Origin of the sequence: Streptomyces sp. SudanB52_2052 (assembly GCF_964272415.1) — a bacterium.
In the GTDB taxonomy this organism is placed as follows: domain Bacteria; phylum Actinomycetota; class Actinomycetes; order Streptomycetales; family Streptomycetaceae; genus Streptomyces; species Streptomyces olindensis.
The window spans coordinates 8474120-8500011 of the sequence record NZ_OZ186796.1; the positions used below are offsets into that span (position 1 = coordinate 8474120).

A 25892-nucleotide genomic window follows, 5' to 3' on the forward strand; every position below is an offset into this window, starting at 1 on the left:
GGTTCCTCGGCGGCACCGTCAGCCTGGCCGGTGACCAGCTGACCGGAGCCCAGTACGCGGGCCCGTGACCCGAACCGGCTGCGGGAGATCAACGTGACGGCCCGGGCGGTTGATGTGACAACCAGCTCTGGGCCGTCGGCGGGCCGTCGGGGAAGTCACCGACATCGCTCACCGGTCCCCCTTGCCCGCGCCGTGCGCCTGCCGCACGCTGGTCGTATGGGTGCGCGAGACGGCCCTACGCTCATCACCTCCGTCCAGCGGGCCATGCGGCTGCTGGAGGCGGTGAGCGCGCACGAGAACGGCGCGCCGGCGAAACAGCTGGCGCGGGAGACGGGCCTGCCCCTGGCCACCGCCTACCACCTGCTGCGGACCCTGACCCACGACGGGTACGTGCGGAAGCTGGACGACGGCGGGTTCATCCTCGGCGACAAGCTGCAGACGCTGCAGACCACGGGCCGCGCGCAGGCACTGCTCAGCCGCGTCCGGCCCACGCTCGCCGCCCTGCGGGACGAACTCGCGACGGCCGCCTACCTCACCTTCTACGAGGACGGCGAGATCCGGGTCGCCGAGATCGTCGACGGCCCCGGAACGCCCCGCGTCGACCTCTGGGTCGGTTTCGAGGACGCGGGGCACGCCACCGCACTGGGCAAGTCCGTGCTGCGCGAGCTGGACGAGGAGGCCCGCAAGGACTACCTCTCCCGCCATCACCTCGCCGACCTCACCCCGCGGACGATCACCAGCCTGCCCGAACTGCTCCGACGGCTGGAGACCCCGCCCCTCGCCCCGGCCGTCACCGACCTGGAGGAGTACACCCTGGGCACGGTCTGCGTCGCCGTCCCGGTCTACAGCGGTGACACGCTCGGCTCCCTCGGTGTCTCCCTCCCGGCGAACCGGCTCTCCCGGCTGCCGGAGATCCGGGAGCGGCTGCTCCCGACCGCGAGCCGCGTGACCCGGAGCCTCTCGCTCACTATCTGAAAAACCTCTCCTTGCCCGTGTCCGACCTCACCCCGTTTTCTGGATGAAACAGGCATTTCAGTAATGTGCCCGGCGCACAGGTGAGGACTGCGGAAGCGAACATGAGCCAAGCCCGAGACCGTGGTGGCGACCCCCGGCCTGGAGGGCCGTTCGGCAATCGAGTGTCCGGTACGAGGGCTTCGGCCCGCAGGCGGGCCGCCGCGCAGCTGGCGGTGGGCGCACCCGGCCTGCCCGTCCTGGTCGTCTCCGTCGTGGTGCTCGCCGATCTCGCGGACGGAGCGGGGATGATCTGGCTGCCCCTGCTCGCGGCCGGTCCCGCCCTGGCGGCCACGACCAACGGGCCGCGCGGAGTCCTCTGGATCGGCTGTCTCGCCGTGGCGCTCGGCGCGACCCTCGGCGTCCGCGACGGTGTGCCGGGCCGTGAACTGGCCGCCCTGCTGTCGGCGTTCGTGGCCGTCACCCTCGCCAGCGGGCTGGCCGGCGTCCTGCGCGGGCGCCGCGAACGGGTGCTCGCCGCCGTCCGCTCGGTCGCCGAGACCGCCCAGCACGCACTGCTCAGGCCCGTGCCGTCGACCGTCGGACCGTTCCAGGCGGCCGTCCGCTACAGCGCCGCGGCGGCCGAGGCCCGGATCGGCGGCGACCTCTACGCCCTGATACCCACCCCGCACGGAGTGCGGCTGATCGTCGGCGACGTGCGCGGCAAGGGGCTGCCCGCCGTGGGGACCGCCGCGCTGGTGCTGGGCGTCTTCCGCGAGGCGGCCCACGACGAGCCGGATCTGCTGGCCGTGGTCGACCGGATCGAGCGGAGCCTGGCCCGGAACCTCGGCCACGACGACTTCGTCACCGCCGTCGTCGCCGGATACCCGGGGGCGGGACAGCTGGAGGTGGTGAACTGCGGGCACACGCCCCCGCTGCTCGTGGACGCCTCCGGGCGCGTGACGGCGGTGGAGCCCGCGCACCCCGGCCCGCCCCTCGGACTGCGCGCCCTCACCGGGCACACACCGCGCCTCCAGGCGCTGCCCTTCGCCGACGGCGACCAGCTGCTGCTCTACACCGACGGGGTCACCGAGGCCCGCGACGGCGGCCGGGCCTTCTACCCGCTCGCCGAAGGGCTGGAGCGGCACGTCTCCCACGAGCCGGGCCGCACCCTCGACGCCCTGCACGACGAACTGCTGGCCCACGTCGGCGGCCGGCTGCACGACGACGCGGCCCTGCTCCTGATCCGCAAGCCGGCCGCCGACGAAGCGGACCGTCCCCGAGCGGCCGCTCCCGGCCCCCTCGCCGCCGCGTCGGAGGCGAGGTGCTGCTCGTGAGAGCCGGGTGGCGTGCACCGGCTACGACGAGAAGCGCCCGGCGCGTTCACCGCGGCCGTGCGCGAGCGGTCACTCGCGCAGGTCCTTGACCCGGCGGAGCTTGCCCAGTGAGCGCTCCAGGGTCTCCGGTTCGACGATCGATACGTCGGCGGTGATGCCGATGCCGTCCTTGACGGCCTGGGCGATCGCCGCGGCAGCGGCCGCGCGCCGGCCGGGGTCCGTGCCGGGGCGGGTCTCGACGCGGACCGTCATGTGGTCCAGACGGCCGCGCCGGGACAGCTCGATCTGGAAGTGCGGGGCGACGTCCGGGGCGCGCAGCACGATCTCCTCGATCTGGCTCGGGAAGACGTTCACCCCGCGCAGAATGATCATGTCGTCGCAGCGGCCGGTGATCTTCTGGATGCGACGGAACGCGGGCCGGGCCGTGCCGGGCAGCAGCCGGGTCAGGTCGCGGGTGCGGTAGCGGACGACCGGCAGGGCCTCCTTGGTCAGGGACGTGAAGACCAGCTCGCCCTCCTCGCCCTCGGGCAGCACCTCACCCGTGACCGGGTCGACGACCTCGGGGTAGAAGTGGTCCTCCCACACGTGCAGCCCGTCCTTGGTCTCCACGCACTCCTGCGCGACGCCCGGGCCGATCACCTCGGACAGTCCGTATATGTCGACGGCGTGGAGGTCCATCCGCTCCTCGATCTCGCGGCGCATCTCCTCCGTCCACGGCTCGGCCCCGAAGATGCCCACCCGCAGGCTGCTCGTCCGCGGGTCGACGCCCTGGCGCTCGAACTCGTCGAGCAGGGTGAGCATGTAGGTCGGGGTGACCATGATGATCTCGGGCCGGAAGTCCTGGATGATCTGCACCTGCCGGGCCGTCATGCCGCCCGAGGCGGGGATCACGGTGCACCCGGCCCGCTCGGCGCCGTAGTGCGCGCCGAGGCCGCCGGTGAACAGCCCGTACCCGTAGGAGATGTGCACCTTGTGCCCCGGGCGGCCGCCGGCGGCCCGGATCGAGCGGGCGACCAGGTCGGCCCACATCGACAGGTCGTTCTCCGTGTAGCCGACGACCGTGGGCCGACCGGTGGTTCCGCTGGAGGCGTGGACCCGGCGCACCTGGTCCATGGGGACGGCGAACATGCCGAAGGGGTAGGTGTCCCTGAGGTCGGCCTTCGTCGTGAAGGGGAAGCGGGCCAGGTCCTCCAGCGAGCGGCAGTCCTCGGGCGTCACCCCGGCCTCGTCGAACTTCTTCCGGTACGCCTCCACGTTCCGGTACGCGTGGCGCAGGCTCGCGCGGAGGCGGTCGAGCTGGAGCTCGCGCAGCCGCTCGCGCGTCAGGCGCTCGCCGTCGTCCAGCAGCTCCTGCGGGAGGGGCTCGCCCCGCCGCCCGGTCGCGCCCGTGGCCCCGGGGGCCGTCGTCTCGCTCGTCATCCCGACTCCTCCGACCTCGTGCTCCTGATGCTGCGGCTGCGGCTCCGGACCTCCCCGACGGTCACCGGGCCGTGGCTGTCGCAGGCACACGCGAAGGCGCTGTCGGCGAGCAGGAAGACGTAGCCGCCGTGGGCGATCCCGAGCCCGCGGGAGGCCTGGCCCGCGGCGAACATCGCCCGGGCGGCCGTCGCGCCGGCGGCATGGCTCACTTCTCGCACCACCTTGTAACCCGACCGAACATTCGGTTAGCTTCGGCGTCGCCAAGTAACCAAGTCGCCAGGCTGCCTGTCAAGGGCCGGGGACTTACCAAGGCGCGCCGGGTTGTCATACCATGGACCGAACGAATGGTCGGTTGGGAAGTGGGACGGATGGACACGACACACTCCAGCCCCCCGGGGGCGGACGGCACCGAGCCGGTTCTCCAGCAGCACTTCGACGCGACGATCGCGCGGGACCAGCGGATAGAGCCGCGCGACTGGATGCCGGAGGGCTACCGGAAGACACTGATCCGTCAGATCGCGCAGCACGCGCACTCGGAGATCATCGGCATGCAGCCGGAAGGCGAGTGGATCACCCGCGCGCCGTCGCTGCGCCGCAAGGCCATTCTGTTCGCGAAGGTCCAGGACGAGGCGGGGCACGGGCTGTACCTGTACTCGGCGGCGGAGACGCTCGGCGCCGACCGCGCCGACCTCACCGAGCGGCTGATCGAGGGCCGCCAGAAATACTCCTCGATCTTCAACTACCCGACGCTGAGCTTCGCCGACGTCGGGGTGATCGGCTGGTTCGTCGACGGGGCCGCGATCTGCAACCAGGTGCCGCTGTGCCGGTCCTCCTACGGGCCGTACGCGCGCGCCATGGTGCGGATCTGCAAGGAGGAGTCGTTCCACCAGCGGCAGGGCTACGAGCTGCTGATGACGATGATGCGCGGCACCCCGGCGCAGCGCGAGATGGTCCAGGACGCCGTGAACCGCTGGTGGTGGCCCTCGCTGATGATGTTCGGCCCGCCCGACGACTCCTCGCCCAACTCCGCGCAGTCCATGGCCTGGAAGATCAAGCGGCACAGCAACGACGAACTGCGGCAGCGTTTCGTCGACATGACCGTCCCGCAGGCCGAGAAGCTCGGCGTGACGCTTCCCGACCCGGAGCTGCGCTGGAACGAGGAGCGGGGCCACCACGACTTCGGCACGCCCGACTGGGACGAGCTGATGCGGGTCATCAAGGGCGACGGCCCGTGCAACGCCCAGCGGATGGAGCGGCGCCGCAGCGCCCACGAGGAGGGCGCCTGGGTGCGCGAGGCGGCCACCGCCCACGCCGCCAAGCAGGCGGCCCGCGAGCGGAAGGGAGCGGTGGCATGACCGCCGACCAGCAGAACTGGCCGCTGTACGAGGTGTTCGTACGCGGCAAGCGCGGCCTGAACCACGTCCACGTGGGCTCGCTGCACGCCGCCGACGACCGCATGGCGCTCACCCACGCCCGCGACCTGTACACGCGACGCAATGAGGGCGTGAGCATCTGGGTGGTCCGCTCCGAGCACATCGCCGCCTCCACCCGCGACGAGAAGGACCCCTTCTTCGCGCCCAGCGCCGACAAGGTCTACCGCCACCCGACCTTCTACGACATCCCCGACGACGTCCCGCACATCTGAAGGAGAGGGCATGAGCGACGACCACGTCTACCTGACCCTCGCCGAGGGGCACGAGGACGACACCCGCTGGGCCTACGGCACCGGCTTCGAGGACCCCCTGCACGGCGTCGACACCACCGTGCCGGACGGGGTCGACGCCTGTGAACTGGCCGACCTCTGCGTCTCGTTGGCCGACGACGCCCTCGTCTCGGCCCAGCGGCTCGCCGAGTGGACCACCCGTGCCCCCGAGCTGGAGGAGGAGGTGGCGCTGGCCAACATCGGACTCGACCTGCTCGGCCAGGCCCGCCTGCTGTACTCCCGTGCGGGCCAGGTCGACGGCACCGGCCGCGGCGAGGACGCCTTCGCCTACTTCCGCGACGCGGGCGACTTTCGCAACGTACGCCTGGCCGAACTGCCCAACGGGGACTTCGCGTTCTCGATCGTCCGGCTGCTGGTGCTCTCCACCTGGCGCCTCGCGCACTTCGAGCGGCTCACCGTGCACCGCGATCCGGTCCTCGCGGCGATCGCCGCCAAGGGCGTGAAGGAGCTGGCCTACCACCGCCAGTACGCGGCCGAGTGGGCCGTGCGCCTGGGCGACGGCACCGACGAGTCCCACCGCCGGATGCGCAGGGCGCAGGAGCAGGTGGCGCCCTACCTGGGCGAGCTGTTCACGGCGTACGACGTACGGGACGAGGTCGTCGCCGTCCTGCGGCAGGTCACCGAGGCCGCCGGACTGCCCATGCCCGTCTTCCGCCCGCTGCCCGGCTCGGGCCGCACCGGGGAGCACACCGAGCATCTCGCCCCGCTGCTGGCCGAGTTGCAGGGCGTGGCCCGCGCCCACCCGGAGGCGGCATGGTGACGACACTCCTGGACGCGCGGCGGGCCCGGCGGATCGCCGAGCAGGTACCGGACCCCGAGCTGCCCATGCTCACGCTGGCCGACCTGGGCGTCCTGCGGGACGTCGAGACGCGCGAGGACGGCACGGTCGTCGCGAGCCTGACACCGACCTACTCGGGCTGCCCGGCCATGGCGGAGATGCGTGCCGGCGTGGCCGCCCGGCTGCGCGAGGCCGGGTACGCGCGCGTGGAGATCCGCACCGTCCTCGACCCGCCCTGGACCAGCGACTGGATCACCGCGGAGGGCCGCCGCAAGCTCGCCGAGCACGGCATCGCCCCGCCCGGTGCCGCGCCCGCGCGCGCCGCCGGACCGGTGCCGCTCGTGCTGTCGCCGACCCGCCGCTCGGTGCCCTGCCCCCGCTGCGGCAGCGCGGACACCGAGGAGACCTCCCGCTTCGCCGCCACCTCCTGCAAGGCCCTGTGGCGCTGCCTCGCCTGCCGCGAGCCCTTCGAGTACGTCAAGGAGATCTGATGGAGGACCTGATGGAGCCGGCCCCCGCCCCGGCGGCACGCGCGCGTGCCCGCCGCCGTCCGGTCTTCCACCCCCTGCGGGTCGCCGCCGTGCAGCCGCTGTGCGAGGACGCGGCCGCCGTCAGCTTCGACATCCCCACCGAACTCGCCGAGGAGTTCGCCTTCGCGCCCGGCCAGTCGCTCACCCTGCGGCGCGAGGTCGACGGCCGCGACGAGCGCCGTTCCTACTCGATCTGCTCGCCCGTCGGCACGGCACCGCGCATCGGCGTGCGCGTGGTGCCCGGTGGCCTCTTCTCCTCCTGGCTGGTGCACGACGTACGCCCCGGCGACACCGTCGAGGTGATGGCCCCCACCGGCGCCTTCACCCCCGACCTCACCACCCCCGGCCGCCACGTCCTCATCGCGGCCGGCTCCGGCATCACGCCCATGGTCTCCATCGCCGAGTCGGTCCTCGCCGCCGACCCCCGCTCGACGGTCACCCTCCTCTACGGCAACCGCCGCACCGGCACGGTGATGTTCGCCGACGAGCTCGCCGACCTGAAGGACCTGTACCCGACGCGCTTCCAGCTCGCCCACGTCCTCTCCCGCGAGCCCCGCGAGGCCGAGGTGCTCTCCGGCCGCCTCGACGCCGAGCGGCTGTCCGCACTCGTCGACGCGCTGGTCGACGTGGAGTCCGCCGACCACTGGTGGCTGTGCGGCCCGCACGGCATGGTCCGCGCCGCCCAGCAGGTTCTGGCCGGCCTCGGCGTTCCCGCCGACCGCGTCCACCAGGAGCTGTTCTACGCGGACGACGAGCCCGTCCGTGAGCTCCGGCACGCCGAGACCGGCCCCACCGGCCCGGTCAGCCAGGTCACCGTCACCCTCGACGGCCGCTCCACCACCTCCGCCCTGCCCCGGGAGCGGACCATCCTCGAAGGCGCCCAGCAGACCCGCCCGGACCTGCCGTTCGCCTGCAAGGGCGGGGTCTGCGGCACCTGCCGCGCCCTGGTCACCGACGGCAAGGCCGACATGCGCCGCAACTTCGCCCTCGAACCGGCCGAGGTCGACGCGGGCTACGTCCTCACCTGCCAGTCGTTCCCGGTGTCGGAGGCGCTGACGGTGGACTTCGACACCTGAGTTCCGCGGGGCAGGAGCCGCCTGTCAGTCGGCCCGCAGGACGCGCAACGCCGTCAGAGCCACGTGGAGTTCGGTGCGGCGCTCGCCGGATTCCAGGTCGGTGTCGAGGAGGCGCTCGATGGCGCGCAGGCGCTGGTACATGGTCTCCCTGGACAGGCCGCCGCGGCGGGCGGCGGTGGTCTTGTTGCCGGCGGCGTCGAGGTAGTGGCCCAGGGTCGTCAGCAGGTCGGTGCCGTGCCGGGTGTCGTGGTCGATGAGTCGGCCCAGCCGGCGCTCGGTGTAGTCCTGGACACGGGTGTCCTCGCGCAGGGCGTACAGCAGGCGGCGCAGGTCGATGTCCGGCGGCTCGTGGAAGGAGCGGTCCGCGGGGAGAGGCTGGCCGGGCGGCGTGGCCTCCAGGACCCGCGCCGCCTCGCGGAAGGAGCGGGCGGTGTCGGCGAGGTCGGCCACCTCGGAGCCGGCGCCGACGGTCGCCGCCGGGACCAGGCCCAGCACGGTGCGGCCGAGGCGCTCGGCCACGGGACGCCAGGGCCGGTCGGGCCGCAGGGCCAGCAGGACGCCGAGGCGGCCGGGGGAGAGCACGCCGACGAGCGCCGGGACCCCCGCCGATCCCAGCTCCCGGTGCAGACGCGTCTCCGGCTCGGCGCCGTCCCCGCCGGGGCCCAGATCCACCAGGACCGCCAGGAACACACCGCCCTCCGTCGGCAGGCCCAGGGCGGCGCAGCGGGCCCGGGCGTCCTCGGGGGAGTGGTGGCGCTGTTCCACGAGGTCCCGCAGGGCGTTGCGGTGGGCCGTGCGTTCCCACGGCGTGGCGTGGATGAGGCGGGCGACGGTCAGCGCCATCGCCGTTCTCTCCAGGACGGTGCGGTGCTCCGGTTCGAAGGCCGTCCCGTCGGCGGGCAGCATCGCCAGCCGGCCCCAGCGTTCGCCCTGGTAGGACACGGGTGCGGTGAGCCAGCCCTCCGGTCCGCCCACCTCGGTGCGGTCGCCGGGCTCGGTGGCCCGGGAGCGCCGTTCCCAGCCGGTGAGCGCCTCCCGCACGGTGCTGCCCGACGGCTCGCAGATCAGCGCCTGGTGCACCAGGTTCTCCAGGACGACCGTACGGCCGCTCATCTCCGCCGCCGCGCGCACCACGTCCTCCGGTCCCGCGCCGCGCAGGGTCAGGGCGGTGAACGCCTCGTGGATGCGCTGGGTCCGGCGCATCGCGTCGGCCTGGTTGCCGAGGATGAGTGCGTGGACGACCTGGGTGACCTCCAGGAAGTTGACGTCCCGGGCGAGGGTCACCAGGGGGAGGCCCCGGGCGCGGCACGCCCGGACGAGGGCGTCGGGCGGGCGGTGGTAGCGCCGCACCAGCTCGATGACCAGGGCGGCCGCCCCCACCTCGGTCAGCTCGTCGACGTACCGGCGCACCCCCGCGGCGTCGTCGGGCAGGGGCATGCCCGTGGTCAGGACCAGCTCGCCGCCCTTGAGGAAGGAGGCCGGGTCGGTCAGCTCGGTGATGTGCACCCACCGCACCGGCCGGTCCAGCCGCGTCAGTCCGGTGACGACCTGGGGCTGCCCGGCGGCGAGGACGGGCAGCGCCAGGACGTCGGCGACGGTGGGCGCGCGACCCGCCGGGGCGGCCGTTGAGGCGTGTTCGTTCACGGTGTCTCCATGGGGGGTGCCCGGTCACTCTGACAAGTGGCACTGACCTGCGCAAGAGCTGTCCACGGCAGGCCCGGACGGTACCGCACGGGGTCGGAATGAAGATATGAATCAGTCTTCATGTGTTCCTGTATGGTGGGGAGCCCGTGCATCCCCGTCCGAAGGACCCCTGATGACCTCCACCCTCACGCCGCAGCCGGTCGGCCGGGCGACACCGGCCCGCACCGGAACCGCTCCCCGGCGGCGTACCCGTGTGCTCGCGCTCCCCGAGGCGCGCTGGGCCGCGGCGGCCACCGCCTTCTTCCTGCTCGCGCTGCCCCTCCAGCTGACCGGCGCCCCCGCCTGGACGTGGGGCCCGCTGTACGCGCTGTCCTACGCCACGGGCGGCTGGGAGCCGGGCTGGGAAGGCCTGAAGGCGCTGAAGGAACGCACCCTCGACGTCGACCTGCTGATGGTCGTCGCCGCCCTGGGCGCCGCCTCCATCGGGCAGGTGATGGACGGTGCCCTGCTCATCGTCATCTTCGCCACCTCCGGTGCGCTGGAGGCACTGGCCACGGCCCGCACCGCCGATTCCGTCCGCGGCCTGCTCGACCTGGCCCCCGCCACCGCCACCCGGCTGGCCCCGGACGGCGGCGAACAGACCGTGCCGGTCGAGGAACTGGCCGTCGGCGACACCGTCCTCGTCCGCCCCGGTGAACGCGTCGGCGCCGACGGCCGGGTGCTGGACGGGTCGAGCGAGGTGGACCAGGCGACCATCACAGGCGAGCCGCTCCCCGTGGCCAAGGAGCGGGGCGACGAGGTCTTCGCGGGCACCCTCAACGGCACCGGCGCCCTGCGGATCCGGGTCGAGCGCGACGCCTCCGACTCGGTGATCGCCCGCATCGTCCGCATGGTGGAGGAGGCGTCCGAGACCAAGGCGCCCACGCAGCTGTTCATCGAGAAGGTCGAACAGCGCTACTCGCTGGGCATGGTGGCCGCGACTCTGGCCGTCTTCCTGGTGCCGCTCGCCTTCGGCGAACAGCTCACCGACGCGCTGCTGCGCGCCATGACGTTCATGATCGTGGCCTCCCCGTGCGCGGTCGTCCTGGCCACCATGCCGCCGCTGCTGTCGGCCATCGCCAACGCCGGCCGGCACGGCGTGCTGGTGAAGTCCGCCGTGGTGATGGAGCGGCTCGGCCAGGTGGACGCGGTCGCGCTGGACAAGACCGGCACGCTGACCGAGGGCAGCCCGCGCGTCAGCGACGTACGGCCACTGCCCGGATCCCCCCTGTCGGAGCGGGAGTTGCTGGCTCTGGCGGCGGCGGCGGAGCGGCCCAGCGAGCACCCGCTGGCCCGGGCGGTCGTGGACGCCGCCCGCACACGCGGCCTCGACCTGCCGGACGCGCGGGACTTCGCCTCCGCGCCCGGAGTGGGGGTCACCGCCGTGGTGAGCGGTCGTGAGGTCGCGGTCGGCGCACCGGCCCGGCTGTCGGCCGACGCCGACGCGGACGGCGCGGTCGCGCGGTCGGCGGCCGATCTGGAGGAGTCCGGCCGTACCGCCGTCCTGGTCGTCGTCGACGGCGCCCCCGCCGGACTGCTCGGCATCGCCGACCGGCTGCGCCCGGACGCCGCCGCCACCGTTGCCGCGCTCACCACGCTCACCGGCGAGGCACCGGTGCTCCTCACCGGCGACAACCCGCGGGCCGCCGCGCACCTCGCCGCCGAGGCCGGCATCACCGACGTCCGCGCCGGGCTGCTGCCGCAGGACAAGATGGCCGCCGTGCAGGAGCTGGAGAGCGCGGGCCGCAGGGTGCTGGTCGTCGGGGACGGCGTCAACGACGCCCCCGCCCTGGCCGCCGCCCACACCGGGGTCGCCATGGGCCGCGCGGGCTCCGACCTCGCCCTGGAGACCGCCGACGCCGTGATCGTGCGCGACGAACTCGCGGCGGTCCCCACCACCGTGGCCCTGTCCCGCCGTGCCCGCAGGCTGGTCGTCCAGAACCTCGTCATCGCCGGGGTGTTCATCACCGGCCTCGTCGTCTGGGACCTGGCCGGGCACCTGCCGCTGCCGCTGGGCGTCGCGGGTCACGAGGGCTCCACGGTCCTCGTCGGCCTCAACGGCCTGCGGCTGCTGAGGGAGTCGGCCTGGCGGCACGCCGCCGCCGAGGGGACCGGCTGAGTCCTGTCAGCGCGCCGGCGCGGGACCGCTGCTGGCGCGCACCACGAGGTCCACGGGGACGAGCGTGTCGACGCGGGGCCGCTCACCGGGACCGTCGATGCGGTCCAGGAGCAGACGCAGGGAACGCGTGCCGATCTCCGCGAAGTCGGTACGGACGGTGGTCAGCGGGGGCAGGAAGTGCGCGGCCTCGGGGATGTCGTCGTAGCCGACGACGCTGACGTCCCCGGGGACGGACCGCCCGGACTCGTGGAGGGCGTGCAGCAGGCCCAGGGCCATCTGGTCGTTGGAGGCGAAGACCGCCGTCACCTCCGGGCGCCGGGCCAGCCGGCGGCCCAGCTCGTAGCCGGAGTCGGCGCTCCAGTCCCCGACGAGAGGCGCCGGGACGTCGGCACCGGCCGCCCGGAGCGTCGCCTGCCAGGCCCCCAGCCGGTGGTCGGCGGAGGTCCAGCCGGTCGGGCCCGCGATGTGCCAGACGGTGGGGTGCCCGAGACCGAGGAGGTGCTCGGTGGCCTTCCGGGCGCCGGTGCGGGAGTCGCCGGTGACCAGGGGCGTGCTGTCGTCGAGGGAGTTCTCCAGCACCACCAGGGGAGTGCCCAGATCGGTCGTCTCCGCCAGGGCCCGGCCCACCCACAGTTGCGGGGCGATCGCGATGACGCCGTCGGCGCCCTCGGCGGACAGCCGGTTCACGGCCTCGACGACGGTGTCGTGGTCGGCCGTGTCGAGCGCGATGGAGCTCACCAGGTAACCGGCTTCCTGGGCCGCGGTGTTGATCGCGGTCAGGATGGATGCGGGTCCGTACCGGGCGGCGTCGAAGGAGATCACCCCGAGCATCCGGGTCCGGCCGCTGGCCAGGGACCGCGCGCTGCGGCTGGGCCGGTAGCCGAGGGTGCGCATGGCGTCCAGGACCGCCTCGCGGGTCTCGGGGCGGACGGCCGGGTGGTCGTTGAGCACCCGGGAGACGGTCTGCTTGGAGACGCCGGCCAGCCGGGCCACGTCGGCCATCACCGGCCGCGTCCCCGCGAAGTTGCGCCTGCTGCGGCCCTTGGGGACGGGGCCGTCGGTGACGCTCGGTGTCATGGCGGGTGAGTCCTCGGTGTCGGTACGGCGGTGCTGACCCGCCCGGCAGGAGCACAGCATAGGCGCGGGGTGCGTGGAGGCCCTCGAAAGCCGCCGGGCCTCAGTCCGCCCGCACCGGCCAGGAGCGCGTGACCACCCACTCGGCGCCCTGCACCCCCGCCGCCCGCCAGGCGTCCCCCACCTGCCCCGGCACATGCACCGGCGCGTCCGCGGCCAGCGGCAGCACCGTCAGCCGCAGCCCCCGCGCCCGCAGCTCCCCGGCCGGCAGCCGGTCCAGGCCGATGTCCCAGACCCGGCCCGAGTAGAACTGGTCGGCGACCAGGACGTCCCCCACGTGGGCCCGGGCCAGGTCACCCGTCCAGCGCAGCCGCAGCAGCACACCGGCGGGGGCCCGCAGCAGCTCCTCCGGCACGTCGACGCGGTACTCGGCGGCCAGAGCCTCCACCTGTTTCTCCGCGGGCACGCTCGCCCGGCCCTGCACGCCCGTCACGGGCTCGGGCGCCGGACCGGCCGGCCTGACGGGCGTGACGGTCGCGGCGGTGTGCGCGACGGGCCCGGCCTCGACCCCGTAGCGGCGGAACACGCCGTCCGGTGCCTCCCGTATCCGTGCCCCCTCCACCACCAGGGGCGAGTCCGGTGCGGGCAGCACCGCGAACGAGGGCTCGGCGGCCGGGCTGTGCAGCCGTACCTCGTCCCGGTCGAAGACGACGCCGTCCCCGCACAGCACCAGCCGCTCGGCTCCCCAGGCCGGTCCCCCGTAGACGGTCCGGGCCGTCGCCGCGTCCAGGACGAGCAGGCCGACGCGTGAACCGTCGGCCGCGTCCACCTCGACCAGCGCGTCGGTGCCCGGCCGCACTCCGCTGACCAGGACCCGGCCGTCGACCGGAGTGACCTCCCCGGACGGTGTGGCGACGGACGCCACCGTGTCGGCGTCCAGGGCGAGTTCGGGTGTGATGCCGTCGGTCGCGGCCAGCACCAGGACCGTGAGCCCGCCCACCTCGACGGTGCACACCGGCTGCGCGGTGGCCCACTCCAGCCGCACACCGGCCACGTCCAGCCGTAGCGGCCGGCAGAAGGAGGCACCGGCGGGCACGGTGACCGGAGTGCTCGGCAGCGTCAGCGAGGGCGCCGCCGGGAAGTCCACGGTGAACGCCGTGTCCGGGTGGTCCGGCAGCGGCTCGTGCGGCTGGTGGTTGGTCACGAAGAGGAAGCCCGCGGTGCCGTCGCTGCGGACCGCCCAGCGCAGGGTGTCCCGGTCGTGCTGCCCCGTGGGCCGCCGCTCCGGCAGCACGGACTCCATGGGGGCGATCAGCTGCCCGAACTCGGCCAGCAGCAGGTGCTGCAGGCGCAGTTCGTGGTAGGAGGGCCGCACCTGGCCGTACTCGCCGAGCGGGGCCTGGAAGTCGTACGTCAGGACCGGCAGGTCGTTGGGGTAGCCGGTGGCGTGCGACTCCTGGAGGGTCGTCGACTCGCCCGTCGGGTTCGTACCCCCGTGGAACATGTAGTAGCCCTGCCACACCGAACCGCAGCCGATCTTCGTGAGCCCGAGCGCGGCGATGTCGGCGGCCTCCACCCGGGGCCGCCGGTGGTACGCCACGGCCATCCCGCCGCCCAGCTCGCAGGTGGCCCACGGGAAGCGGTCCGTCGGCGCCGGATCGGCGCCGCGCACGGTCGTGGGCCGCAGGTCGGCGCCGATGCCCTCGTCGTCGCGCTCGTGGGTGAAGAAGAAGTGCTTGCGGCAGGTGTCGGGCCAGCCGCCGTCCGCCTCGGTCCAGAACGCCTCGGGATAGCCGCCGTAGAGCGGAAGCAGCTCGTCGCCCGGGAGCTGGACCCCGCCCCAGGCGGTCGACGTCCACAGGGGTGCGCTCAGCCCCGCCTCCTGTGCCAGACGTTTCAGCGTGCGCAGATGGCCCGGCTGGTCGTACAGCTCGTTCTCGATCTGGATCGCGACGATCGGGCCGCCGCTCGCCCGGTCGAGTCCGCGCAGCTGTCCCGCGATCGCCGTGAACCAGGCGCGGACGGGCTCCAGGTAGGCCGGGTCGTCGGTCCGGGGTGTGCGGGAGCGGGCCAACACCCAGTCGGGCAGTCCGCCGTTGCGCACCTCCGCGTGGGACCAGGGGCCGATGCGCGGAATGAAGTCCAGGCCGTGGCGGGCGCACAGCTCGGCGAAGCACCTGAGGTCCCGGTCACCGTCGAAGCGGACCCGGCCCTCGATCTCCTCGTGGTGGATCCAGATGACGTACGAGGCGACGGCGGTCACCCCGCCCGCCTTCATCTTCAGCAGCTCCTCCTCCCACTCCCGGGCCGGGTAGCGGGAGTAGTGGAACTCGCCGGAGACCGGGAACCAGGGGCGGCCGCCGCGGGTGAACCAGCGGCTGGTGATCCCGATCGGGTCGGGGACGCCGGGAGCGTCCGCGGAGGGCAGGTGGCCGGTCAGCGGGGGTTCGGCGGGCGCGGGAACGCGCAGGACGTGCATCACCAGGTGTTCTCCGGGCCGAGGTCGGGGGTGTCGGTGAGCTGGGCGCGGGCGGTGGTGGTGCCGTGCAGCTCCAGCAGGACCAGCTCGTTGGTGCCCGGGCGCAGCACGGGGCCCGGGAGGTACAGCGTGCGCTGCGGGCCCCGGTTCCAGTAGCGGCCGAGGTGGAAGCCGTTGACCCAGGCCTGGCCCTTCGTCCAGCCGGGCAGGGAGAGGAAGGCGTCGGCGGGGGCGCCGACCTCGAAGGTGCCGCGGTGGAGGGCCGGCACGGTCACGGCCGTCTCTCCGGCCGGGGCGAACGGCACCCCGTCCAGGTCGTCCAGCGGCATGGGGTGGCAGTCCCAGCCCGGCAGGGCGGTGCCGTTGAAGGAGACGGGGCCGAGCAGGCCCTTGGGTGCGCCGATGCGAGGCCCGTAGTTGACGCCGCCCATGTTCTCGACCAGGACCTCCAGCGTCGCGCCGGGGCGCGGCACGCGCACGGGCAGCGTCTCGTCGTGCCGTTCGCGCTCCAGCACACCGGCGGGGGCGCCGTCGAGGAGGACCAGGGCGCGGTCGCCGACACCACCGGCGAAGTGCAGCAGGCCGTCGCCCTCGACCGGGACGGTGGTGCGGTAGCGGGCGTACCCGGTGCGCTGTCCCAGGGCGTCCATGGTGAGCGGGACGTCGGCGCGCACGGGCGCCCCGGCGAGCGGCAGTAGAGCTGCCCGGCCGCTCAACTCGACCTCCATGGGCGGGAGTTTGGGCCCGGGCGGCGGGACGGGTTCGTCCGGAACGGCGGCATGGCGGGCGATGACCTCGCGGAAGGCGTGGTACTTCGGGCCGGGGTCGCCGCACTCGGTGAGCGCGGCGTCGTAGTCGTACGACGTGATCGTGGGCGTGTAGGCGTGCTTGTGGTTGGCGCCGTTGGTGAAGCCGAAGTTGGTGCCGCCGTGGAACATGTAGAGGTTGACGGACGCCCCGGCCGACAGCAGCCGGTCCAGGTCGGCGGCGGCGTCGGCCGCGTCCCGGACGTGGTGCGGCCCGCCCCAGTGGTCGAACCAGCCGATCCAGAACTCGGCGCAGAACAGGGGCCCTTCCTTCTGGTGCTCGCGCAGGCGCCCGAGGCTCCGCTCGACCCGGCTGCCGAAGGTACTGGCGGTGAGCACGCCGGGCAGGCTGCCCGCGGCCAGGTGTTCGGGGTCGGCCTGGTCGCAGGTGAACAGCAGTTCCTCGACGCCCCGGGAGCGGAACGCGTCGGCCAGGTGCTTCAGGTAGGCCGGGTCGTCGCCGTAGGCCCCGTACTCGTTCTCGACCTGCACCGCGATGACCGGGCCGCCCGCCGCCGCCAGATGCGGTCGCAGCGCGGGCAGCAGCAGGTCGAGGTAGCGGTCGACGGCCCCGGTGAAGCGGGGGTCGCTGCTGCGCAGCCGGATGTCCGGGTCGCCGGTCAGCCAGTCGGGCAGGCCGCCGCCGTCCCACTCGGCGCAGATGAACGGCCCGGGGCGCAGCAGCACGTGCAGTCCCTCGTCCCGGGCGAGCCGGAGGAACCGCGGCAGGTCGAGGAAGCCGTCGAGGTCGAGGGGGCCGTCCGGGTCCGGCTGGTGGTGGTTCCACGGGATGTACGTCTCCACCGTGTTGAGGCCCATCAGCCGCGCCTTGCGCAACCGGTCGGACCACAGGCCGGGGTGGACACGGAAGTAGTGCAGCGCGCCGGAGATGATCCGGAACGGCTCGCCGTGCAGCAGGAATCCGTCGGACGTCGTCGTCAGAGCGGGCATGCGGAGGCTTCCCTTCGGGAGACGGGGGAGGGGGTCAGCGGGAACGGGTGCCGCGGATCAGCCAGAGCGTGGCGGCCAGGCAGAGCGCCGAGACCCCGCACAGCAGCAGCGGCACCGCGCGGATCCCGGACCACTCGATGGCCTTGCCGAGCGCCGGCCCGGCCGCGACACCGCCGATCATGGAGGCCGCGATGACCAGGGCACCGGCCCGGCGGGCCCGTGGGGCGGCCCGGTGCAGCCAGGGCAGTCCGGTGGGGAAGATCGGCGCGATGAACAGGCCGACACCGGCGTACGCGTACGGCGCCAGCGCAGGCACGGTCGCGGCCAGCAGACACACCGTCATGCCGGCGCACGAGACGGTGATGATGGCCTGGGCGGAGAAGCGCAGCGCGAGCGGGGCGACCAGGAAGCGGCCGACGGTCAGCATCAGCCAGTACACCGAGGTGGCGGTGGCCGCGACGCCCGCGCCGTAGCCGACGGTCTCCAGGTGCGTGGGCTCCCAGCCGCCGACACCGGCCTCGATGCCGACGTGCAGCACGTAGAGCGCGACGAAGACGGCGAGCACCGAGCCGAGGCTCCGGCCGAGGACCGAGCCGCCGCCGGTCTCCGTGCCGTCCGGGAGCGGCGGGTCGTTCCGCACGCCCCGCAGGCACAGCAGCAACGGCAGGTTGGCGAGGGCGAAACCGAGGAAGACGGCCGGGTAGTGCTCGGAACCGACCACGCCGATCAGGGCGGGCGCGAGGACGGCGCCGATGCCGAAGTGGGCGTGGAGGATGTTCAGCATCGCGGTCGAACGATGGCCGAAGCCCACGGCGAACAGCTGGTTGAGCCCGTAGTCGATGCCGCCGAAGCCGATCCCGGCGAGCAGGGCCGCCGCCAGCGCGGCGGGCCAGTGCGGCGCGAGCGCGAAGCCCGCGGCGCCCAGGGCCATCAGCAGGTAGGAGCAGCCCAGGACGGTCCGGTTGCCGACCCGGCCGTAGAGCCGGTCGAACAGCAGCACCCCGGCCACGCCGCCCACGAAGTGGGCACTGAGCGCGAGCCCCGCGGCGGAGGGGGAGAGCCCGAACTCCGCCCGGAAGGCGGGCACGGCGGGCCCGTACAGGGCCTGCAGCACACCGATGAGCACGAAGCCCACGCAGGAGGCGACCACGGCCGCCCCGCTGAAGACCGGGGCTGCGGCGTCCGGGGAGGGCGGGGCAGCACGCCGCGCGGTCTGCTCTTCGGTCACACGGACTCCGGGGGACGGCCCGCCGGGGGCGGGCGGGGGACAGGCGCGAACGGCTGGAGCACCAGTGATGTTACCGGTAACATACGGGTCGTCAACATGTTTGTGACGGGCCGGACGAGAGGCTGCGGCCGCTCCTGCCGGGCGGCGGGGGCGACGCTGGGAACGGTCGGGCCGCGCTTAATCGATTGCGGTCGAACGCGCGGGCCTGGCACCGTACTCCGCACAGCATCCGCCGTCCGGGGAGGCAACGCCGTGGCCGTCGCACACCCCAAGCGTCTCGCCCTCCTCGGGGGCGGCTTCTCCACCGACGACGACGGACTGCTGGACGACTGGGTGCTGTCCCGGGCGCGCGTGCCGCGGCCCGCGGTCTGCTTCGTGCCGACGGCGAGTGGAGACGCGCGGCGTACGTCGACCGCTTTCGCACGGTGTTCGCGGCGCGCCCCGACTGCGACCCGTCCGTCCTGCACCTGTTCCGCCGCGAGCTGGACGACGACGCCCTGCGCTCCTTCCTGCTCGCCCAGGACGTCGTCTACGTGGGCGGCGGCAACACGGCCAACCTCCTCGCCGTGTGGCGCGCCCACGGCGTGGACCGGCTGCTGCGTGAGGCCTACGGCTGCGGCACGCTGCTGTGCGGGATCAGTGCCGGCGCCAACTGCTGGGCCGAGGGCTCGCACACCGACTCCTTCGGGCCGCTGACGTACCTGTCCGACGGCCTCGGGCTGCTCCCGGGCTCCGTCTGCCCGCACTGGGACGGCGAACCGGGCCGCCGGCCCTCCTACCGTGCCGCCGTGGCGACGGGGCAGTTGCCGGCCGGCTGGGCCGTGGAGGACGGGTCCGGAGCGCTCTTCACCGACGGTGCGCCGACGGAAGCCGTCACCCGTGTGAGAGGAGCCGGCGTGTACCGCGTGGCACCGGACGGGGCCGGGGGAGTGACGGAGGACGCCCTGCCCTGCCGCTTCCTCGGGGATGCCCCGGCCCTGCCCGGGTAGGCGCTGCCAGGGCGCCCCGGCACCCTCCCGAGGCCTTGGCCATGGACTCACGAAACCAGGGCATCCACCAGGATTGCGCCGGGCTCGATCGGGTACGCGAGCAGGACCGCGTCCGGGGCGGATCTTGCCCCGGGCAGGCCGCACGACCGCCGCTACCAGGGAATCTGCCATGGAGACACCCGCAAACGACCCCACGCCCACGCCCGCCCAGCGGGCTCTGGACGTCCTCGCCGAGAACACGGAGGACGCGGCGGCTCTGGACGCGCTCGCCAACAGCGACGTGCTCATCCCCGTGCCCGACGACGCGAACGACGCCGACGCCGCCAACCCCTCGGCGGTCGCCCTGCCGGTGCTGGAGCAGCCGGGCGGCGACCCGGTGGTGCCCGTGTTCACCTCCGAGGTGGAGATGGCCGGGCTGCTGCCGTTCGTGTCCCGCTACCGTCTGGTCCCGCTCGGCGCCCTCGCCGCGCAGTGGCCGGCCGACGACCTGTCGCTCACCATCGACGGCAGCTCGGAGCACCGTCTGACGCTCACCTCGGAGGGAGTACGCACCCTGCTGGCACGCCCGTAGGGCGACCTGCCCCGTCCGGGCCCGGGCGGTCTACTCGCCCAGGGTCCGGGCCAGTGCGGCCCGCTGCAGCGGCAGCACCTCGGCGTGCAGGTCACGGCCCTTGGGCGTCAGGGTCACCCACACCCCGCGCCGGTCCTCCATGCACACCGAGCGCGTCACCAGCCCGTCCTTCTCCAGCCGGGCGATCAACCGCGACAGCGCGCTCTGGCTGAGATGCACCCGCCCCACCAGGTTCTGCACCCGGCACTGCTCGCCCTCCTCGGGCGCCGCGGTCGCGAGCATGTCCAGGACCTCGAAATCGGACGCGCCGAGGCCGTGCGGATGCAGCACCCGGTCGATCTCGCACATCGTGCGCGCGTGCGCCGACAGGATGTCCCGCCACCGTTCCTCGAGCCGCGCACCGGCCGTTTTCGCTGCCATATGTGCACGGTAACACCGGTTGGGGGATTCCATGAGTGTGCATGAAGCGCCCGTGGAGGCAGGCCCGCCCGGATCCGCCGTGCTCAGCCGTCCCGCCCCCACGGCCGCAGCTTCTCCGGATTGCGGACCACCCAGATCCGGGTGACGCGTCCGTCCACGACGTCGAACGAGGCCACCGTCAGGACGACGCCGCCCCTCCGGGCCACCAGCCCCGGCGCACCGTTGACCGATCGTTCCAGGAGTTCGAGCCCGGGCGCCTTGTCGGCGATCGCGACCATGTACTGGGCGATGCGCGCGCCGCCTTCGACCGGGTGCAGGACGGCACCGGCCATGCCGCCGCCGTCGGCGGTCATCACGGCGGCCGGGTCGAGGACGTCGACGAGGGCCGCGATGTCCTTCGTCTCCCACGCCTGTCTGACCCGCCGCACCGCGTCCGCCTGCCCGTCCGCCGTCACCGGGGCGCGCCCGGCACCCACCCGCCGTCGGGCCGATGCCGCCAGCTGCTTGCAGGCCGCGGGGGTGCGGCCGAGGACGCCGGCGATCTCGGCGAAGGGGTAACGGAAGACGTCGTGCAGGACGAACGCCACCCGCTCGGCCGGCGTCATCGACTCCAGGACGACGAGGAAGGCCATGGTCACCGACTCGTCCAGGATCATCTGGTCGGCGGGGTCGGCCCCCTGGCCGTGGTCCCACTCGGCGCGGTCCGGCAGCGGCTCCGGCAGCCAGGCGCCGACATAGCGTTCCCGCCGGGCCCGTGCCGAGCCGAGCACGTCGAGGCAGATGCGGCCGGTCACCGTCGTCAGCCAGGCGCCCGGGGACACGATCTGCTCCCGTCGGCCGCGCGGCAGCGCGTACCAGCGTGCGTACGCCTCCTGCACGGCGTCCTCGGCCTCGGCCAGTGAACCGAGCAACCGGTAGGCGACATTGATCAGTTGGCGCCGCTCACCGGCTGTCTCATCAGTGCTCGTCCCGGCCATCCCCGCTCCCGATCGCCTCGTCGCCTTACCTTTCGCAGGCCCGCGTCGTCGGGCAGGTGAGACCTTATCGATCTACTGCCCCGGGCGGGCGGAACAGGGGGACCGTGACATGGCCACGCAGGCGACGGCACCGCGCAGAATCTCGTTCCTGCAGACCGCGATCACGCTGCAGACCTTGACCATCTTCCTCCAAGCGGTCTCCGCCGGACTGCTGCTGACCTCGTCCTACGGGGAGCTGCTGCACAGCGTCGGAGCCCGCGTGATGTACGGCGCGTCGATGCTGTACCTGCTCGCGGCGGTGCTGGCGTGGAAGCCGGGCGGCGGCTCGCTCCGGCCCGTCTGGCACGCGTCCGGCTTTCTGGTCCTCGCCTCGGTCCAGGTCGTGGTCGGCATCGCGCACGTCCCGTCGGTCCATCTCCCGCTCGGCGTCCTGATGTTCGGGCTGAGCGTGCTGGCGCTGGCGCGGCGCTGACGTCCGAACCGGGAGTGCACCGGGACCGGGAGTGCACCGGGACCGGGAGTGCACCGGGACCGGGAGTGCACCGGGACCGGGCGGCGGGTCCGCGACCGCGGTGGTCCCGCCATCGTGGCAGGACCCGCCTGCCCTACGTCGACTCCCGCTTCACCAACTCCGTCGGCAGGATCACCGCCGCCGGGTCCTCGCCCCCGATCTGCGCCAGCAGCACCCGCACCATCTCGGCACTGATGCGGTCCCAGGGCTGCCGGATGGTCGTCAGCTCGGGGCGGGAGGCGAGTGCGGCCGGAGAGTCGTCGAAGCCGCCGACCGCGACGTCCTCCGGCACGCGCCGCCCCGCCCGCTGGAGCGCCGCCAGCACCCCCTGCGCCATCAGGTCCGAGGCCACGAACACCGCGTCCACGTCCGCGGCCTGCGCCAGCAGGCGCTCGGCGCCCGCCTCGCCGCTGGTCCGGCTGTAGTCGCCGGAGACCACGAGCCGCTCGTCGAAGTCCAGGCCCGCCTCCGCGAGCACCTCCTTGTAGCCGGCGAGCCGCTCGACACCGCCGGGTGTGTCCAGCGGACCGGTCACCATGCCCACCCGGCGCCGCCCGAGCGACAGCAGGTGGCGCACCATGTCCCGGGCGCCGTCGCGGTCGTCGGCGGCCACGTAACTCACCTTGGAGCCCAGCCCGATCGGCTTGCCGCAGGCCACCAACGGCACGCCCGCCCCGCGCAGTTGCTCGGCGACGGGGTCGCCCGAGTGGCTGGAGACCAGCAGCACCCCGTCGACGTGCCCGGCGGTGATGTACCGCGTGATGCGCCGCCGTTCGTCCTCCGTGCCCGCCAGCATCAGCAGCAGCGGGATGTCGTGCGCGGCCAGCGCCTGGGTGCAGCCGCGCAGCAGGACGTTGAAGTTGGGGTCCTCGAAGAACCGCTCCTGCGGCTCGGTGAGCAGGAAGCCGATCGAGTCGGACCGCCCGGTGATCAGGGAGCGGGCGTGCCGGTTGACGACATAGCCCGTCCTGCGGATCGCCGCGTTGACCGCCTCCTGGGCGGCCGGGCTGACGTAGTGGCCGCCGTTGAGCACGCGCGAGACGGTGCCGCGCGAGACACCCGCCTCGCGCGCCACGTCGTGGATCGTGGGCGGCCTGCGCCTGCCCCCCGCAGCGTTCATGGTCATGACTTTACGGCTCCGGAGAGCAGATCCAGACTCCAGAACCGCTGGATGACCAGGAACAGGGCGATCAGCGGGAACACCGCGAGGAACGCGCCCGTGATCACCAGGGTGTACAGCGCCGGGGTGTTGGCGCCCTGCTCCAGCAACGTGAACAGCCCGAGGGTGATCGGGAACTTCTCGTCGTCGCTGAGCATGATGTACGGCAGCAGGAAGTTGTTCCAGATCGCCACGAACTGGAAGAGGAACACCGTCACCAAGCCGGGGATCATCATCGGCAGCGCGATCCGCGTGAAGATCCGCCACTCGTTGGCCCCGTCCATGCGCCCGGCCTCGATCACGTCGGCGGGCACCGCGGCGGCGGCGTAGATCCGCGCGAGGTAGACCCCGTACGGGAAGAGGATCTGCGGCAGCAGCACCGACAGGTAGGAGTCGGTGAGGTCGGCCTTCGCCAGCAGCAGGTACTGCGGGATGGCCAGGATCACCGGCGGCATCAGCACACCCGCGAGCAGCACGTTGAAGATCGTCTCGCGGCCGCGGAAGCGGTAGGTCGCCAGCGCGTACCCGCTGATCGCCGAGACGCACGTCGACAGCAGCGCGCCCAGCCCGGCGTACAGGGCGGAGTTGGCCATCCACTCCCAGTAGACGCCGTCGCGGTAGGCGCTCAGGTCCTGGACGTTGTCGACGAAGCCCGTGCCGGGCAGGAAGGTGAAGGTGGAGAACAGCTCACTGCCGGACTTGGTGGCCGCGATGACGACCCAGGCCACCGGCAGCAGGCAGTAGGCGGCGCCCAGCAGCAGCGTGACGGTCGGGATCAGGGAGATCCGGCGGCGCAGCGGCGGGCGGTCCTGGGCGGTGCCGGGGGTGCTGCCCGCCACCGGCTCGGCCTGGGGGACGGCGAGGGAACTCATCGGGCTGCCTCCTGCTTCTGACGACGGTTCGCGGCTCGCAGGAAGCCGAAGGACAGCAGGAGCGTGGCGAAGGCGATGATCACGGCCTGCGCCGCGGCCCCGTGGATGTCACCCTCGCCGAAGGCGTCCCGGTACACCTTCATCAGGGGACTCCAGGTGGTGGACACGGAGTTGGTGAGCGGTTTGAGGGTGGTGGGCTCGTTGAACACCTGGATCGTGGCGATGATCGAGAAGAAGAACGTCAGCACCAGCGACGAGGCCACCATCGGGATCTTGATCCGCAGGGCGATCTTCAGCGGGGTGGCTCCGTCCAGCTTCGCCGCCTCGTACACCTCCGCGGGGATCGCCTGGAGCGAGGTGTAGATGACGATCATGTTGAAGCCGGTGCCGCCCCACACGGCGATGTTCGACAGGGCCAGGTACAGCGGCCCGCCGTCCAGCAGGTCCGGCTGCGGCAGACCGAGCTTGTCGAGCACGAAGTAGAAGGGGCTGACGTCCGGCAGGTACAGGAAGCCCCACAGCAGGGCCGCCACGACGCCGGGGATGGCGTACGGCAGGAAGATCGCGAGCCGGGTGAAGGGCGCGAGCCGCACCTTCTCCGAGTCGAGCATCAGCGCGAACAGCAGGGCCAGGCCCAGCATCACGGGGACGACGATGCAGCCGTAGCCGAGGACGCGCAGGGTCCCGGAGACCAACTCGCTGTCGGTGAGGGCGTCCGTGTAGTTCTCCAGGCCGGCCCAGACCTCCTTGCGGGCGCCGGAGCCCAGGCCGAGGCCCGAGACCTTCACCTTGCGGAGGCTCAGCCAGACCGCGTAGCCGATGGGCAGCGCGAAGAACAGTGCGAAGAGGATTCCCGCTGGGAGGAGGAAGGCGTACGGGGCGCCCTTGACCCCGTACGACCGCCGGCGTGCCGTGCTTTTCACTCCGCGACCTCGAAGCCCTGCTTCTTCATGTCGGCGACCGTGTCGGCCTGCATCTTCTTCAGCGCGGCGCCGAAGTCCGACTTGTTCTTCGCGGCGGCGCCGAAGGCGTCCTTGAAGGTGGTGTAGGCGACGTTCACGTTCGGGCCCCAGGCGGACGGGGCGGTGGTCTCCGCGATGTCGGCGGCCTTGCTGTAGAAGTCGGCCTGGTTGGCGAAGTACGCCGGCGGCTTGAGGAAGGCGCCGCTGGTCTGGGCGTTCGTGGCGGCCGGGTAGATGCCGCTCTCCTTCGCCAGCGCGTTGAGGGCCTTGCTGTCGGTGTTCAGCCAGGCGGCGAACTTCGCCGCGGCCTCCTGGTGCTTGGAGTCCGTGGTGACGGCGGTGGAGGAGCCGCCCCAGCTGCCGGTGCGGTTCTCGCTCGCGGACCACTGGGGGAGCGGGGCCATGGCCCACTTGCCCTTGGTGGCGGGAGCCGCCGTGGTCAGGGTGCCCGGGGCCCACACGGCGCTGACCCAGGCGATCTGCTTGCCGGTGTTGAGCGCCTTGTTCCAGGCCGGGGTGTACATCGGCTGGTTGTCGATGGCGCCCTCCTCGACCAGGCCGCCCCAGAAGTCGGCGACCTTCTGCGTGGCCGCGTCGTCGATGGCGACCTTCCACTGGTCGCCGGAGGTCGTCCACCACTTCGCGCCGGCCTGCTGGGCCAGGCCCGCGAAGAGGCCGGAGTCGTTGGCGGAGAAGGTGGTGAGGTCCTTGTCGGGGGCCGCCTTCTTGAGCTCGCGGGCGGTCTCGGCGAACTCGTCCCAGGTCGTCGGCACCGTCAGGCCGTACTCCTTGAACAGGTCCTCGCGGTAGTAGAACATCAGCGGCCCGATGTCCTGCGGGACCGCGTAGACCGCGTCGGTGCCCAGCGTCGTCTGCTGCCAGACCCCGTCGGCGAAGCTGTCCTTCGCCTCGCCCACGTTCTTCGCTATGTCCGCCAGGGCGTCGTTGCTGACCAGCGTGGGCAGCGCCTGGTACTCGGCCTGCACCAGGTCGGGGGCCTTGCCCGCCTTGTGCGCGGTGAGGATCTTGGTGACCAGGGTGTCACCGGAGGCCTGCTTCTTCACCGTGACGGTGATCTGGTCCTTCTTGCCCGGCCCCTTGTTCCACAGGTCCACGACCTTGTCCATGCCGGGCGTCCAGGTCCAGTACGTCAGCGAGACCGGGCCCGACTCGGTCTCGCTGTCCCCGGAGTCCGACCCGCAGGCGGCGAGGGTGGTGGCGCCGAGCGTGAGGGCGACGGCGGATGTCACGAGGCGGCGGCGCTTCGCGTACGGCAT

General features: G+C 73.1%; 22 protein-coding genes and 2 pseudogenes. 11 read left to right on the forward strand and 13 right to left on the reverse strand.

Annotation, left to right across the window (positions count from 1 at the left end; all coding sequences use genetic code 11):
• Positions 1-216: 216 nt before the first annotated feature.
• Positions 217-975: an IclR family transcriptional regulator gene (locus tag ACSUPV_RS38065; RefSeq protein WP_031119324.1), complete on the forward strand. Its 759-nt coding sequence runs from the start codon at positions 217-219 to the stop codon at positions 973-975.
• A 101-nt stretch (positions 976-1076) separates the two neighbouring features.
• Positions 1077-2288: a PP2C family protein-serine/threonine phosphatase gene (locus ACSUPV_RS38070; protein WP_359785095.1), complete on the forward strand. Its 1212-nt coding sequence runs from the start codon at positions 1077-1079 to the stop codon at positions 2286-2288.
• 69 nt (positions 2289-2357) lie between these two features.
• On the opposite strand, the gene paaK is transcribed toward ACSUPV_RS38070, so the two are convergent.
• Both paaK and ACSUPV_RS38080 read right to left on the reverse strand, forming a co-directional pair.
• Positions 2358-3707: a phenylacetate--CoA ligase PaaK gene (gene paaK / locus ACSUPV_RS38075; RefSeq protein WP_436949569.1), complete on the reverse strand. Its 1350-nt coding sequence runs from the start codon at positions 3705-3707 to the stop codon at positions 2358-2360.
• Positions 3708-3763: 56 nt separating this feature from the next.
• Positions 3764-3880 (reverse strand): annotated as a pseudogene (locus ACSUPV_RS38080) (phenylacetic acid degradation protein PaaD); the annotation flags it as partial.
• Between the two features lie 195 nt (positions 3881-4075).
• Here ACSUPV_RS38080 and paaA point away from each other — a divergent pair.
• The 5 genes from paaA to paaE are packed head-to-tail and all read left to right on the forward strand — an operon-like array spanning position 4076 to position 7814.
• Positions 4076-5062, forward strand: a complete 987-nt coding sequence (paaA, locus tag ACSUPV_RS38085; protein WP_031119328.1) for a 1,2-phenylacetyl-CoA epoxidase subunit PaaA — start codon at positions 4076-4078, stop codon at positions 5060-5062.
• Positions 5059-5352, forward strand: a complete 294-nt coding sequence (gene paaB, locus ACSUPV_RS38090; protein WP_031119329.1) for a 1,2-phenylacetyl-CoA epoxidase subunit PaaB — start codon at positions 5059-5061, stop codon at positions 5350-5352. Before paaA ends, paaB begins: the two co-directional genes overlap by 4 nt.
• 10 nt (positions 5353-5362) lie before the next feature.
• Complete coding sequence (paaC, locus tag ACSUPV_RS38095; RefSeq protein WP_037758014.1) at positions 5363-6190, forward strand: 1,2-phenylacetyl-CoA epoxidase subunit PaaC; 828 nt, start codon at positions 5363-5365, stop codon at positions 6188-6190.
• Positions 6184-6699: a 1,2-phenylacetyl-CoA epoxidase subunit PaaD gene (paaD, locus tag ACSUPV_RS38100; RefSeq protein ID WP_031119331.1), complete on the forward strand. Its 516-nt coding sequence runs from the start codon at positions 6184-6186 to the stop codon at positions 6697-6699. The genes paaC and paaD overlap by 7 nt, the downstream gene beginning before the upstream one ends.
• Positions 6699-7814 carry a 1,2-phenylacetyl-CoA epoxidase subunit PaaE gene (gene paaE / locus ACSUPV_RS38105; RefSeq protein ID WP_436949570.1) on the forward strand — a complete coding sequence of 372 codons (1116 nt, stop codon included), beginning with the start codon at positions 6699-6701 and terminating at the stop codon, positions 7812-7814. Before paaD ends, paaE begins: the two co-directional genes overlap by 1 nt.
• A 24-nt stretch (positions 7815-7838) precedes the next feature.
• Here paaE and ACSUPV_RS38110 read toward each other — a convergent pair whose 3' ends face one another.
• Complete coding sequence (locus ACSUPV_RS38110; protein WP_436949571.1) at positions 7839-9458, reverse strand: PucR family transcriptional regulator; 1620 nt, start codon at positions 9456-9458, stop codon at positions 7839-7841.
• Positions 9459-9630: 172 nt separating this feature from the next.
• On the opposite strand from ACSUPV_RS38110, the gene ACSUPV_RS38115 reads away from it, so the two are divergent.
• Complete coding sequence (locus tag ACSUPV_RS38115; protein ID WP_436949572.1) at positions 9631-11616, forward strand: heavy metal translocating P-type ATPase; 1986 nt, start codon at positions 9631-9633, stop codon at positions 11614-11616.
• 6 nt (positions 11617-11622) lie between these two features.
• On the opposite strand, the gene ACSUPV_RS38120 is transcribed toward ACSUPV_RS38115, so the two are convergent.
• From ACSUPV_RS38120 to ACSUPV_RS38135, 4 genes are all read right to left on the reverse strand, one after another.
• Entirely contained in the window at positions 11623-12693 is a 1071-nt protein-coding gene (locus ACSUPV_RS38120) for a LacI family DNA-binding transcriptional regulator (protein ID WP_436949573.1), read from the reverse strand.
• A gap of 100 nt (positions 12694-12793) precedes the next feature.
• The gene (locus tag ACSUPV_RS38125) at positions 12794-15169 is read right to left on the reverse strand and encodes a beta-galactosidase (RefSeq protein WP_436949574.1); all 2376 of its coding nucleotides are present in this window, start codon (positions 15167-15169) and stop codon (positions 12794-12796) included.
• Complete coding sequence (locus ACSUPV_RS38130; RefSeq protein WP_436949575.1) at positions 15169-16926, reverse strand: beta-galactosidase; 1758 nt, start codon at positions 16924-16926, stop codon at positions 15169-15171. The genes ACSUPV_RS38125 and ACSUPV_RS38130 overlap by 1 nt, the downstream gene beginning before the upstream one ends.
• 34 nt (positions 16927-16960) lie before the next feature.
• Entirely contained in the window at positions 16961-18154 is a 1194-nt protein-coding gene (locus tag ACSUPV_RS38135; protein WP_436949576.1) for an MFS transporter, read from the reverse strand.
• A 252-nt stretch (positions 18155-18406) separates the two neighbouring features.
• Between ACSUPV_RS38135 and ACSUPV_RS38140 the strand changes: the two are divergent.
• Positions 18407-19143, forward strand: a pseudogene (locus ACSUPV_RS38140) (Type 1 glutamine amidotransferase-like domain-containing protein).
• A gap of 169 nt (positions 19144-19312) precedes the next feature.
• Positions 19313-19714, forward strand: a complete 402-nt coding sequence (locus ACSUPV_RS38145; RefSeq protein WP_031119341.1) for an SseB family protein — start codon at positions 19313-19315, stop codon at positions 19712-19714.
• A 30-nt stretch (positions 19715-19744) separates the two neighbouring features.
• Here ACSUPV_RS38145 and ACSUPV_RS38150 read toward each other — a convergent pair whose 3' ends face one another.
• Together ACSUPV_RS38150 and sigJ are read right to left on the reverse strand one after the other, a co-directional pair.
• Positions 19745-20134: a MarR family winged helix-turn-helix transcriptional regulator gene (locus ACSUPV_RS38150; protein WP_031119342.1), complete on the reverse strand. Its 390-nt coding sequence runs from the start codon at positions 20132-20134 to the stop codon at positions 19745-19747.
• Between the two features lie 83 nt (positions 20135-20217).
• Positions 20218-21111, reverse strand: a complete 894-nt coding sequence (gene sigJ, locus ACSUPV_RS38155) for an RNA polymerase sigma factor SigJ (RefSeq protein WP_436949577.1) — start codon at positions 21109-21111, stop codon at positions 20218-20220.
• Positions 21112-21220: 109 nt separating this feature from the next.
• Here sigJ and ACSUPV_RS38160 point away from each other — a divergent pair, with 109 nt between their 5' ends.
• On the forward strand, positions 21221-21583 hold the full coding sequence (locus ACSUPV_RS38160) for a hypothetical protein (RefSeq protein ID WP_031119344.1): 363 nt from the start codon (positions 21221-21223) through the stop codon (positions 21581-21583).
• Positions 21584-21716: 133 nt separating this feature from the next.
• On the opposite strand, the gene ACSUPV_RS38165 is transcribed toward ACSUPV_RS38160, so the two are convergent.
• Genes ACSUPV_RS38165 through ACSUPV_RS38180 form a run of 4 tightly spaced genes read right to left on the reverse strand, consistent with a single transcriptional unit; the run spans position 21717 to position 25892 of the window.
• On the reverse strand, positions 21717-22748 hold the full coding sequence (locus tag ACSUPV_RS38165; RefSeq protein WP_436949578.1) for a LacI family DNA-binding transcriptional regulator: 1032 nt from the start codon (positions 22746-22748) through the stop codon (positions 21717-21719).
• Entirely contained in the window at positions 22745-23653 is a 909-nt protein-coding gene (locus ACSUPV_RS38170) for a carbohydrate ABC transporter permease (RefSeq protein WP_031119346.1), read from the reverse strand. Before ACSUPV_RS38170 ends, ACSUPV_RS38165 begins: the two co-directional genes overlap by 4 nt.
• Entirely contained in the window at positions 23650-24576 is a 927-nt protein-coding gene (locus tag ACSUPV_RS38175; protein ID WP_436949579.1) for a carbohydrate ABC transporter permease, read from the reverse strand. The genes ACSUPV_RS38170 and ACSUPV_RS38175 overlap by 4 nt, the downstream gene beginning before the upstream one ends.
• Positions 24573-25892: an ABC transporter substrate-binding protein gene (locus ACSUPV_RS38180; protein WP_031119348.1), complete on the reverse strand. Its 1320-nt coding sequence runs from the start codon at positions 25890-25892 to the stop codon at positions 24573-24575. The genes ACSUPV_RS38175 and ACSUPV_RS38180 overlap by 4 nt, the downstream gene beginning before the upstream one ends.